Origin of the sequence: Kutzneria sp. CA-103260 (assembly GCF_018263855.1) — a bacterium.
Taxonomy (GTDB): Bacteria; Actinomycetota; Actinomycetes; order Mycobacteriales; family Pseudonocardiaceae; genus Kutzneria.
Genome location: NZ_CP073318.1, coordinates 9,202,071 through 9,214,087, shown reverse-complemented (window position 1 = coordinate 9,214,087; position 12,017 = coordinate 9,202,071). Strand labels below are relative to the sequence as shown.

10 protein-coding genes and 3 tRNA genes are annotated in these 12,017 nt (G+C 68.2%); all 13 read right to left on the bottom strand.

Features of this window, described 5'->3' with window-relative positions; genetic code table 11:
• Positions 1 to 157: 157 nt before the first annotated feature.
• The gene (locus JJ691_RS40860) at positions 158 to 1,285 is read right to left on the bottom strand and encodes a glycosyltransferase (protein ID WP_211764824.1); all 1,128 of its coding nucleotides are present in this window, start codon (positions 1,283 to 1,285) and stop codon (positions 158 to 160) included.
• A gap of 10 nt (positions 1,286 to 1,295) precedes the next feature.
• Entirely contained in the window at positions 1,296 to 2,051 is a 756-nt protein-coding gene (locus JJ691_RS40855) for a WecB/TagA/CpsF family glycosyltransferase (protein WP_211764823.1), read from the bottom strand.
• A 75-nt stretch (positions 2,052 to 2,126) separates the two neighbouring features.
• Complete coding sequence (locus JJ691_RS40850) at positions 2,127 to 3,590, bottom strand: oligosaccharide flippase family protein (RefSeq protein ID WP_211764822.1); 1,464 nt, start codon at positions 3,588 to 3,590, stop codon at positions 2,127 to 2,129.
• Positions 3,587 to 4,405, bottom strand: a complete 819-nt coding sequence (locus tag JJ691_RS40845) for a glycosyltransferase family 2 protein (protein ID WP_211764821.1) — start codon at positions 4,403 to 4,405, stop codon at positions 3,587 to 3,589. Before JJ691_RS40845 ends, JJ691_RS40850 begins: the two co-directional genes overlap by 4 nt.
• A complete protein-coding gene (locus JJ691_RS40840) occupies positions 4,402 to 5,355 on the bottom strand; it encodes a glycosyltransferase (protein WP_211764820.1) in 954 nt (317 codons plus the stop codon). The genes JJ691_RS40845 and JJ691_RS40840 overlap by 4 nt, the downstream gene beginning before the upstream one ends.
• Complete coding sequence (locus tag JJ691_RS40835) at positions 5,352 to 6,677, bottom strand: O-antigen ligase family protein (RefSeq protein ID WP_211764819.1); 1,326 nt, start codon at positions 6,675 to 6,677, stop codon at positions 5,352 to 5,354. Before JJ691_RS40835 ends, JJ691_RS40840 begins: the two co-directional genes overlap by 4 nt.
• Positions 6,674 to 7,477, bottom strand: coding sequence for a Wzz/FepE/Etk N-terminal domain-containing protein (locus tag JJ691_RS40830; RefSeq protein ID WP_211764818.1), 804 nt, complete (start codon positions 7,475 to 7,477; stop codon positions 6,674 to 6,676). The genes JJ691_RS40835 and JJ691_RS40830 overlap by 4 nt, the downstream gene beginning before the upstream one ends.
• 58 nt (positions 7,478 to 7,535) lie before the next feature.
• Positions 7,536 to 8,492, bottom strand: a complete 957-nt coding sequence (locus tag JJ691_RS40825; RefSeq protein ID WP_211764817.1) for a glycosyltransferase family 2 protein — start codon at positions 8,490 to 8,492, stop codon at positions 7,536 to 7,538.
• 142 nt (positions 8,493 to 8,634) lie between these two features.
• Entirely contained in the window at positions 8,635 to 9,411 is a 777-nt protein-coding gene (locus JJ691_RS40820) for a glucose-1-phosphate cytidylyltransferase (RefSeq protein WP_211764816.1), read from the bottom strand.
• 34 nt (positions 9,412 to 9,445) lie between these two features.
• A complete protein-coding gene (locus tag JJ691_RS40815; RefSeq protein ID WP_211772030.1) occupies positions 9,446 to 10,966 on the bottom strand; it encodes a sugar transferase in 1,521 nt (506 codons plus the stop codon).
• A 404-nt stretch (positions 10,967 to 11,370) separates the two neighbouring features.
• A tRNA-Phe gene (locus JJ691_RS40810) sits at positions 11,371 to 11,444 on the bottom strand.
• A gap of 30 nt (positions 11,445 to 11,474) precedes the next feature.
• Positions 11,475 to 11,548 (bottom strand) — tRNA-Asp (locus JJ691_RS40805).
• A gap of 16 nt (positions 11,549 to 11,564) precedes the next feature.
• Positions 11,565 to 11,637, bottom strand: a tRNA-Glu gene (locus JJ691_RS40800).
• Positions 11,638 to 12,017: the final 380 nt, after the last annotated feature.

The following is a 12,017-nucleotide window of genomic DNA, read 5'->3' as shown; positions in this document are numbered from 1 at the left end:
ACCACAGTCGAGATAACCCTTACGGGTGATCGTCTAGCACTATCCGTAAGCACAATTCAGTGCGTCACGCGCGACATGAGCACCCAGGTGAGTATTGCTCCGCTCCCGATCGGATCGTTACGCGGCGGCAACGGCGCCGACACGTCGCAGTCGGCGGTCAGGCGAAAGCGTTGCGCAGCAGGGCAGCGGTGCGGGCCGCGTCCTGTTGGCGAGCCCAGCCGGCGGCGTCGGGGGCCTGTTCACCGGATCGCCACCGCCGGATCGCCTCGGCCACCTCGTCGGTGCTCTCCGCGACCAGCCAGGGGCCGTCGGGATCGATCGCCTCAGCCAGGGAACGCGGCAGCACCGACGGAACGCCGAACTCGGCCGCCTCCAAGACCTTCACGCTGACGCCCGTGCTGGAGCCGAACCTCGGCACCACGGCGACGCCCACCTGTGCGTAGAAGTCGGCGACGTCGGTCACCGATCCGGAGGCGACGACCCTCGGGTGCTCGGCGTACCGCTCGGTTCCCTTGCCGGCCAGCACGAAGTCCACGTCGACACCCATGGCAGACAGTCGGTCGTGCACCGGCCCCAGCAGCACTTCCAGCGCCCGTTCGTTGGGCGGCCAGCTCGCCTTGCCGATGAACCCGACCGTGCGACCGGCCGAGGCTACGGTCGGGGCTGAGGACAGTGGCACCGGCAGCGCGGTCGCGGCGACATCCAGCTCAGCGGCGTCCGTACGAGACAACGCGAAGACATGGTCGGGAATCCCGAGCAGCCGCCGTTCCATCCGGCGCAGGCGCGGGATCTCACCGAGCATCCGCAGCGCCCGAGGGGAGTGCTCGACGGCGATCGTCGACTCCACGTTGTGCGCCACGTGCGCGGCAACTGGGACCGCGGCGGCGGCCCCGAGCACCAACCCCGGCCATCCGCTGGTCACAACTCGTCGCCCGGCCGCCCGCTGACGCAACAGCTCGACCGCCTTACGCCAGCCCGGAAACACTGAGAACTTGCGCGCCAGATAGGGCTCTGGGCTGACCAACATGCCCGCGGCGACGCGGGCGAGGGCACCCCGATCGCCCCTCAGCTCCAACGGAACCGCACCGGCCGCACGGGCCGACACCTCGTGCTCGCCGACCCGCTCCGACCAGCGTCCCTCGGGGCCGGTGACACACACCACCTCGAGGTCGTCGGACAACCCGGCGAGCACCGGGAGCAGCCGACGATCCACCCAGCCACTGCCCCCAAGGTCCTGACGGGACAACGGGTAGCTGGTCACGAAGCAGATTCTGGGACCGGACATGGCGGTCAGACTAGCGACTGGTCGCCAAGACCCGGTCGGCCAGCACCCGCGCCACGAACAGCGGGTTGCCGACGACGTAGCGCGCGAAGAGGCGGCGCGGTTCCCGGCTGAGCCGGTAAAGCCACTCGATGCCGGCATCCCGCATCCACTTGGGGGCGCGGGGAACCCGTTCGGCGGCGAAGTCGAGGAACGCCCCGACCGCGACGCCCAGCTCGGCTCCGGTGGCGTGCAGGTGCTCGGCCATCCACAGCTCCTGCCGCGGATTGCCCATCGCCACCAGCACGAGATCGGCCCCGCTCTGCTTGATCTGCTCAGCGACCTCGCGGCCCTGGTGGCCGGCGACATAACCGTGGTGATGGCCGACCACGCGAAGCCCGGGCACGATCTCGCGCAGCCGGTCCGCGGCCCGGGCGGCCACCCCGTCACGACCACCGAGCAGGTAGACGCCGAGGCCGCGTTGAGCGGCCAGCCGCAGCACCTCAGGCGTGAAGTCCGTGCCGTTGAGATTGGCCGGGAACCGATGGCCACGCACACGGGCCGCCAGCGCCACGCCCGATCCGTCGTTGAGCACCAGGTCGGCGCCCGCCAGGCAGGCCCGGTACCGGTCGTGGGACCGGGCCAGGTTCACCGAGTGCGCGTTGACGTAGACCAGCGTCTGCGGTCCGGGCTCGGCGAGCAGCCGGGACACTTCGGCGATGGCCTGCCGCGCCGTCAACGCGGCGACCGGCACACCGAGAACGGTGATGGTGGGAACACCCGCTCGCATGGGCCGAACCTTATCCCTTGGTCATCAACATGGTTCGATCGGGAGGGACCGTCACATCGTCCACTTTGTACGGATCTAGGACTCTGCCGGCGCGTCAAGTGCCGCTGCCAAGCGATCCCGGCCACCGAACCAGCCCGCGGCCACCGCGACGGCGGTGATCAGCATGCCGGTGATCAGGTACAGCAGCGAGTGATGCAGGACAACCGCAGTGGCCTCCAGCGCGACCATTACCGCCACCGTCGCCAGCAGTGGAACCGCGAATCCGCGCAACAGGGCCGGAACGTGCACGCCGGCCCGCCACAAACCCCAGGCGTGCACAGGAAGCGCGACGAGGCAGGCCACCGCGGCGACCGCCCAGCCCATGCCGACCAGCCCCCACTTCGCCGTCGCGAAAATCGCCGTCGGCACCAAAGCGACCAGCCAGATCACCTGCACCAGCACCGACGACAGCGCCGAACCGGCAGTGATCATCAGGTTGAAGACGAGGTCGGCCAGCACCCGGGCGATGGTGGCGACGGACAAGCCCGCCAGCACCGGCGCGGCCGGCGCCCACTTGTCCCCGTAGACCAGCTCGACGATCTGCGGGGCCAGCAGTGCCAGGGCGGCGCCCCCTGGCAGCACGGCCATCGCAACCATGCCGATCACCGCGGAGGCGGCGCGGTCGAGATCGACGCCGGCGTCCCGGGCCCGCGAGAACGTCGCCAGGCCAACCCGTTCGACCGTGGTCGTGATGACCGACGCCGGCCAGCTCGACACATTCGACGCGAGGTAGAAGAAACCCAGCGCGGTGGCGCCGAGCATGCGGCCGGTGATCGTCTGCGGCGCGTACTGGAGCAGCACCATCACCACCGAGGACACCACAACGGCGCCGCCGTACCGGGCGACTTCGTTGACGTGTCGGCGATTGATGCCGAACCTCGGCAGTTGCTTCGTCACGATCAGCAGTAGCAGCGTGACCACCGCCGTGCCGCTGACATGGCCGATCACCAGTGCCCACGCACCGAAACCGGTCACCGCGAGCGTCGCGGTCAGAACGAGGTTGACCACCAGCCCGGCCGCGTCGGCGACAAGACGCCTGCCCTGCAGCAGATTCCTGGTCAGCAGCGCACCCGGCACGGCTGCGAACCCGTCGAGCAGGACGTTGATCGACAAGGCCCGGACCAGATCGGCGGCCTGCGGTGAACCCAGGCCGGTGGCGAGCGCCGGTGCCGTGAACAGGCACAGCAGGTAGACCATGGTCGCGCCGCCGACGGAGATCGTCCACACCGTCGGCAGCATCGGCCGCACATCGCCCTTGTGGCGGACAAGGGCGGTGGCGGTGCCGAAGTCGTTGAACGTGAGCAGGAGCGTCTGCACGACAAGCGCGGTCGTGTAGAGGCCGAACTGCTCGGGCACGAGCAGACGGGCCAGCAGCACGCCGACGGCGAAGGTCGCCAGCCTGGAGAACACCGTGTTGATCAGGCTGAACCGGAGGCCGTCCTTGAACCGCCCCGACAGTGCACCGTCGGATTCCTGCGAGTCCTCGACGACCTCGCTCACGTGGAAACTCCGATCGCCGACGCGTCCCAGTCTGTGAAGTAGCTGCCACTGTGCACCGAATAGTCCACAGTGGCCACTGGAAGGTGGCGGACGCGTAACTTGGCGGAAACGCGGTGAACGAACTCCCAGTCCTCGCGTGGATGCACCCAGCGGGGCCGCGCCCATGGATCGAACCGAATGCCGGCGAAACGGCGCAGTACCACCGCGTTGATGTCGACCCACTCGCCGTCGCGGTGTGCCGCCCGGTCGAAGGGCCGGCTGAGCACGTCCAGCTCGCTGCCGTCCTCGCGGAGCCGTCGCAGTGCCGTGTAGACCATGCCCGCGCCGGACTGGAGCGCCGCGAGCGAGCGCTCCAGATGGTCCGGGCACCAGGTGTTGTCATCGTCGAGGAATGCTACGTACGGTGATCGGCTCAGTCGGAGGGCGACGTTGCGCGCGAGCCCCGGGCTGCCGTGGTTCCGTGACAACCGGTGCACTGCCAGCCGCGGGTCGTCCGGCAGGCCGTCGACCTCGCCGCCCCCGTCGTCGACGACGATCACCGCGATGTCACGCACTGTCTGGTTGAGCGCGCTGGTCACCGCGGCGAACAGACGTTCCTGCCGGCGGTAGGTCGGCATGACGACGGTGACGGTCGCGGACGGCACTCGGTCCAATCCGGCCGTGAGCGCCGAGACTTCCGTGTGTTCGGCCCGCTCCGCGTCGAACCGCTCGGCCGCGAAGCGAACGCGCCACCAGTTCTCGCCGACCACGTTACGGCCGACCGACTGCCGGAGCAGGTCCTTCACCGGCCTCGGCAGCAGGGCGTAGTCCTTCAAGCACGGCCTCCAATCGCCCCGGTCACCGGGATGCGGCGGCGGAACTCCGGCGGTGCGGCCGGGTTGGTCGGCACGCCGTTGAGCAGCGCCCGCCGGCCGCGCCACAGCTCAAGCAGTGCACGACGGTGAGTGCGTCGGCGCAACGGTAGTCGGATGAGCTGGGCCATCAGCAGGGTGGCCCACACAACCTCAGCGGCCGCGCGGCCTTCCCAGCGGGCGACGTGCACGACCTTGTTGGTGACGAGCTGGGCCCAGAGCAACGGCGATGCGGCAACTTCGCCGCCCCGGTGCATTGCGCGCGCATTCGAGCATTGCCGCACCCGCCAACCGGCGTCGACGACTCTGCGGCAGTAGTCGACTTCCTCGGAGTAGAGGAACAGGTCCTCCTGCCACTTGCCGACGCGCGAACGCACTTCCGCAGGGATGAGCAGCACGGCGCCGTTCGCCCAGTCCACGTCGATTGTCCGCGGCGGCACCGGCGCAGCGACCCGTTCCCCCCACGGACCGGAATGCGCGCCGAGCAACGCGTCGGCCAGCACACGGCCCGCCGTGGGCCGCCGGCGCAAGGTCGGCTCGACAGTTCCATCCGATCGGGTGACGAGCGGGACGGCGACGCCCACCTCGCCTTTCGAGCAAGTCTGCAGCAATGCTCGAACGCAACCGCGTTCCAGCATGACGTCGGCGTTCAGGACGAGCAGCGCCTCGTCGGGTTCGGCCAGCTCGGCGCAGACGTTGATGCCGGCCGCATACCCCAGGTTCGCGCCGGTCTCGACAACCATCGCTTCTGGAGCAATGCGTCGGATCACCTCGACGGTGTCGTCGCTGGAGCTGTTGTCCGCGACGATCAGACGCCAGTCGACGCCTTCAAGACCGGCCGGCAGGCTCGCGACGAGCTGCGGCAGATCGGCGGCGGAGTTGTACGTCACGACCGCGACCAACACCCGGCTCATCCGGACGCCTCCGTTCTGCGGGCAATCCTGAACAAGGCGCCGGCGCAGCCGGCGAGTATCAGCGCGATCCCCGCGAACTGCGGGAAGGAGAGCCCGTCGTAGGTGCCGAAGCTGAGCGTGCACACCAACAGGGCCACCGCGACCGCCCAGGCCGCGTCCCGTACCTGCGGCGGCGAATCGATCTTCTTGGACGCCCAGATCCGGAAGGCCCACCACAGCGGCACCACCAGCAGCAGGATGAAGCCGACCAGTCCCGGCAGGCCCGACTCGACCGCGGTGAGCAGATACTGGTTGTCGAGGTACGGCTGGATCGGGGCCACATAGGTGCCGAAGCCCTGGCCACCGATCGGCTTGGCCAGGAAGTGCGTCCACACGTACTCGTATTTCGTCAGCCGCGACCAGATGCTGCTGTCCTTGCTCGACCCTGCGACCGTGTTGACCAGGACGTCGATCAGCTTGGGCTCCACCACCCCGGCGCCGAACACGGCGCTGGTGATCAGTCCTCCGGCGAGCAGCCACCGGACCAGGCCGTGCCTGGGCACCATGAAGATCGCGACCACGGCGAGGCCGAGCAGGCCCGTGCGCGAGATCGACACCAGCGGACCGCCGACCAGCAGAACAGCGCACGCCCACCAGAAGGCCTTGAACCGTCCGTACCTCGCCAGATGCAGGGCGAGCGGCAGCATCGCCACCGTGGTCGCGGCCAACTCGATCGGGTGACTCGCGAAGCCAAGCGAACGAGCCAGACCGCCTCTGGGCAAGATCAGCCCGGCAAGCGGCTGGGTGACGAGCCCCGGCAGCACGGTCAGCTGCCGCAGATCAGTGCCGCTGGTGAACTGGAGGATTGCCGCAACCGATGAGCAGGTGAACCCGACAACCGCACCGGCGAAGACGGCGCGCATCGCACGGGTGCTGCTGAGTCCGTCGCACACGAGCAGCGCCGCACCCATCGCCAGCACGAACACCAGTGCGCCCCGGTCCGCGCCCGAGATCCGCGAATCCGCCACACCGCCGATGAACGCCACGGCGTCTGCGGCAGCAAGCAGCCCCAACGCGACCAGGAGCACTCGACGCACCGGATTGGGGCCGACCGCCAGCTTGAAACCGCCGGCGAAGCGAGCGACCAACCACCACAGCAGACAACCGCCGGCCACGATGCGCGCCGGCGTGATCGCCCCTCCACCACCGGCGAGCACGTTGTTCTGGGGCAACGCCAACAGCAGCAGGTAGACCGACAGGATGACGTGCGGTGAGACCCGGAACAGCGCTTGGGCCGCGACGGTGGCGGCCTGCGTGCGTCTGCCGGCCGCAGCCACCGTCATCGACGGCTTCCCTTGCCCTGCTTCTCCTCACCGCGCACCGGGGAGAACTTGATAGTCGGCGATTCGTCCTTGGGCGCGGCGATCGGACGAAATTCGGGCAGCACTCCTTGACGGCGGTCGCCGACGCCGTTGACCTTCTCGACGGCCGCCACCGGAGCCGAGGGCGCCGGAGCCGGGGTCGCCGACGCCTTGCGAGCCGTGAGCACGCGGTCCGCGACAACCACGCCCAGCACGCCGAGCACGAGCCCGAGCGCAGCGACCAGGCCCACCGCCCTGAGCTGGGAGGCGTGCGTCGTGGTCGGGTCGGCCGCCGGCAACACGTCGGTGAGAACCAACCGCTGGGCGTCGGTGACCTTCGCCGCGTCCTGCCGGTTCTTCAGCTCGTCGATGGCCCGCTGACGCACCACCTGGGCGCCGCGCACGGCACCGTCCGGCACCTTGTCGGTCACGGTGATCGTGATGAACGGGCTGTCGGTCTGCGAGGTGTCGGTGACGCCGTTGGCATTGGTCACCTCGACAGTGCCGTTCACCCCCTGCGAGGCATAGCCGTCGGTGACCCCCGGCGAGGTCAGCACGGTCACCAGCAACGCCGCCATCTGCGACTGGGCCTGTTGGGCGACCGTGTACGGGTTCTGCACGTCCGAGTTGTTGTTGGGCGTGACCAGGGCGATCGCCGTGACCTTGTACTGCTGGGGCACCAGGAACAACACCGCGCCGACCAGCACGACGAGCACAGCGCCGACCATTGCGGTGATCCTCCACCGCCGTCGCAGCACCCGCAGGATGTCCAACGCGTCCACGTCCGTGTTCCCTTTCGCCTCACTCGGGCTCCGCGGGCGCCAAACCCGCGGACCAGTCTCACTTGCGTAGCAGCCGGCCGGAGGCCGAGGCCGCGATCCGGGCCCCGTCCACCGCGGCCCGGGCCACGTTGAGCGCCATCGGCCCCGCGTTCTCCCTGATCCACGGCCGCAGTGCCAACAGTGCCAGCGCCCGCTGCTGCCGCCCCAACGGAGCCCCCGCGATCGCCTTCAGGTACCAGCCCGCCTCTTCGACGTTGGGCATGACCAGGCGCTTGCTGTCGGTGCGCTGCGTCCGGTACCAGTCCCTGGAGGAGACCGACTGCGTGAGCCGGCGCTCGTGCAGGCGGTGCAACAACAGTTCCTCGCGGATCTCGACGAACCGGCCGTACAACGCCAACTCGGCGATGAGTATGCGGTCGTTGTTCTTCACCGGTGGCAGCAGGTGGGTCCTGGCCAGCACGTCCCTCAGGTACAGGCCGTAGCAGTGGTAGTTCTCGTGCGGCAGGCCGATCAGGTCGCGGATGCGGACGACCGGGTCGGCGTGGTCGGTGCGGCACGGATTGTTCCAGTGCCCGATGGTCCGCTCATCGGCGTCGATCTGACGCGCCGACGTGAACGCCAGCACCGCGTCGGGACGGTCGCTCAACGCGTCGAACATCTTCCGCAGACGGTCTGGCTCGTAGGCATCGTCCGAGGCGGCCCAGGTGAAGAACCGCGCATTCGCCTCGTGCACGAGGCGGTTGTGGTTGCCGGTCGAGCCGAGGTTGCGCTCACGTCTGCGGTACCGGATGCGCTCGTCCTCCCGAGCAGCATCGCGGCAGATCTCCTCGGTGCCGTCGGTGGAGCAGTTGTCGCCGATCCACAGCTCGAAGTCGACGTCCCGCTGCTCCCGGAGGCTCGTCAGCGCCCTGGTCAGATAGGGCTCTCCGTTGTACACAGGCAGCCCGACCGCGATCGGCGCACTCGCGGTGCCGATCAGCGTCGGCGCCACCTTGGCCGCGGCCTTCCTGTTCACCTGACCTCCTGTGCTGACGGCGGGATCACCGGTACAGGTTCGGCCACCGCCCGGCGATCGGCAAGGTCCGGCGTCGCCGTACTCAGGACCAGCAGTTTTCCAGCCGAACCCGCGCCGACCAATTCGGACAGAAAGCCACGTCTCATGCCCGCTCCCAGAGCATCCAAGGGCGATCACCAGACCGGTAGGCCTGCTCAAGCGCGACGCGTTCCTTCACCGTGTCAGCCGGTTGCCAGAACCCGCGATACGGATAGGCCAGGAGTCGGCCGCGCTTCGCGAGATCACCGCACGCGTCCTCGACGAGGTCGCTGCCCGCCGGCAGGTGCTCGAAAATCTCCTGCCGCAGCACGAAGTAGCCGCCGTTCTCCCAGAGCGGCAGTTGGCTGACCGGGGTGATTCCCGTCGCATTGCCGTGCTCGCCGAGTTCCACACAGTGGAAAGAGGACTGCGGCGGCACGACCATCAGCGACGCGGCGGCGTCCGACGCGACAAACCGGTCGACCATGTCGCCCAGCGGCGCGTCCGTGAGCACGTCCGCGTAGTTGGCGAGGAATACCTCCTCGCCATCGAGCAGATGCCGCACACGGCGGAGTCGCTCGCCGATCGGCGCGTCGATGCCCGTGTGCGCGAAGGTGATCGACCAGTCGAAGATGTCGGACGAGAGCAGCTCGACATCGCCGTTACTCAGCACGAAATCGTTGGACGCCGTCTCACGGTAGTCGAGGAAGAAGTCCTTGATGTGGTGGCCGCCGTGCCCGAGGCACAGCACGAAGTCGGTGTGCCCGAAATGCGCGTAGTAGCGCATCACATGCCACAGCAGCGGCCGCGGTCCGACCAGTTGCATCGGCTTCGGGATGTCGTCAGCGGCGCCGTCGCGCATGCGCATTCCGTAACCACCGCAGAACAGCACGACCTTCACGAGGACCCCTCGGCGTTGTCACGTCGGAACAAGGTCAGTACGCCCCTTGGCCGCGCAGGACCGCACGCACCGTCTTCCACAGGATCAGCGCGTCCAGGGCGAGCGACCAGTCCTCGACGTATCGGAGGTCGAGCCGAACCGACTCGTCCCAGGGAAGATCGCTGCGGCCGCTCACCTGCCACAATCCGGTCAGCCCGGGCTTCACCAGCAGGCGCCGGAGCATGTCCGGGCCGTAGGCCTCGACCTCTTTGGGCAGTGGCGGCCGCGGACCGACCAGCGACATGGTTCCGAGCAAGACGTTGACCAGCTGGGGAAGTTCGTCGATGGAGAACCGGCGCAGCACCGCGCCGATCGGCGTCACCCGTGGATCACGGCGCATCTTGAACAACGGTCCGGCCGCCTCGTTGCCAGCCAACAACTCGGCTCGATGCCGGTCGGCGCCGACCACCATGGTCCGGAACTTGAGGATCGTGAACGGCCTTCCGTCCTTGCCGACGCGCTGCTGCCGGTAGACGGCGGGCCCGCGGTCGCCGACGCGGATCGCGGCTGCGATGCCCAGCAGAACCGGCAGCAGGATCGTCAGTAGCAGGAGTGCCCCGACCTTGTCGACGATCTCCTTCACCACACGTCTGGCGCCGGTGAAGGTCGGCGCGCTGACACGGAGCAGGGGCAAGCCGAGCACACCCGTGATGTGCACGCGCGGACCAGCCACCTCCATGAGGACCGGTGCCACGACCATCTCGGTCGAGGTGCCCTCGAGTTGCCAGGCCAGGTGCTGCAGTCGAAGCGGAGTCCAGTACGGATCCGGCGTGATGGCGACGACCCGGTAGCCGCCTCGGCGAACGCGGTCGGCGAGCTGGTCCAGATGGCCCACCACCGGCACGCCCTCGACGTCTCCGTGTCCGATCGGTTCCGACACCCCGCCGGCGCACACCGCTTCGACTCGCCAGCCGTTGTGGGGCTCACGACGAGTGCGCGCGATCAAGTCGGTTGCGGTCGCGACGCTGCCGGCCACCATCACCGGCAGCAGGCACCGTCCGGCTCGACGTCGACGGTGCAGAAGCTGGCGAAGGATGTAGCGCAACGGGAACGCGACCAACGCGATCGCCGGGACCACCACGAAGATCCAACCGCGCACGCCCGGCACACCCAGGCCGAGACTGGCCACGGCCAACACCACGGCCGCCGCGACCACGGCCTTGCCCAGCCTGCGGAACTCCTCGGCCTCCTGGCCGAGCACGGCGGTGCTCCAGGCTCGACAGGCCGTCAACGATGCGACAACGGTGATCACTGTGGCCACCGCTAGGAGCAGAGGCGGAAAGTCAGCCGCCGTAGAGGAGTGTGCGACGAGACTCCCCACCAGCAAGACGACTGCGACGATCGAGCCAAGGTCGCTGGCCATGACCACACGGCGGTACTTGACTTCCCACATCGCAACGGGACGTGGCGTGGGAAGGTCGTCGACCTGCTGCCGTGGCAGGAAGCCGAGGGGCTCCGGGATAGACACCGCGCCTGCGGCATCTCCCCGTCTGAGCTGTCTCACCCGCACCCGCATCCCGTCTCCCAAGATCAACTGACTCGGAGCATGAAGGGCCATCCGAAGACCCGCGGCCGTGCTCGAAGGGCAAACCGGGTCGGCGAGGACAATATCCGAACCTCGACCTCGACGATTCGGCAGCAAGGCTATTGCGTGTGCCGCCAAACGGTTCCATCGGCGTGGCCGAATATCCCCCACTTGAGTGATAGGTAACTCTATAGAGCGTTCGATGCGGGAAAGTTACCCAGATAGTTGAACCGAACGTAACGGCAATCCGTGGGCAGTACGACCGAGCGGCCACTCGGACGAGTGGCACACACAGGAGCGTCACGAAACACACCATGACGGCAAATAGCACAAAGGCCGCGGAACATCTGAGATGTTCCGCGGCCTTTGTCAGCTTCGAACGCTCATGGGCGTCGTGGCCAGGGGCGGGGTCGAACCGCCGACCTACCGCTTTTCAGGCGGTCGCTCGTACCAACTGAGCTACCTGGCCAGGAAGACCGGAAGCCCGATCGTACTCCTGCGACCCAGACGGGACTTGAACCCGCGACCTTCGCCGTGACAGGGCGACGCGCTAACCAACTGCGCCACTGGGCCTTGCTCTTCAGTTTCGTGCCCCCAACGGGATTCGAACCCGTGCTACCGCCTTGAAAGGGCGGGGTCCTAGGCCGCTAGACGATGAGGACTCGGCTTCCTTGGACCTCCTACGAGGGACCTTGGCATCCGGGCCCTCCAACGGCCGTCCGCTGGAAGCTCCGCAAGCATAGAACACGTCGGGGGCAACTTCCAAAACCGGGGTCCCGAAACGCTCCTACCTGCGCTTTCGCCAGGCCAGGCCACCCGGGACAGCCGATCGACGCCTGATCAGAGCCCTGTCGAGCGCCTCAGCGGCGCCAGACTCGTTGAAGTGTGCTGCGCCACACCCGACGCCAGCCGAGGCGCGTGACGCTTGACAGCGGCTTCACAGGCTTCTCATGGCAATCCACCAGCGCATTCATCCGCAGCCGATTCTCGCCGAAGGCGGCCGAATGGATCATGCTCCGATGGAGCTCTCGCATTCGGAGTA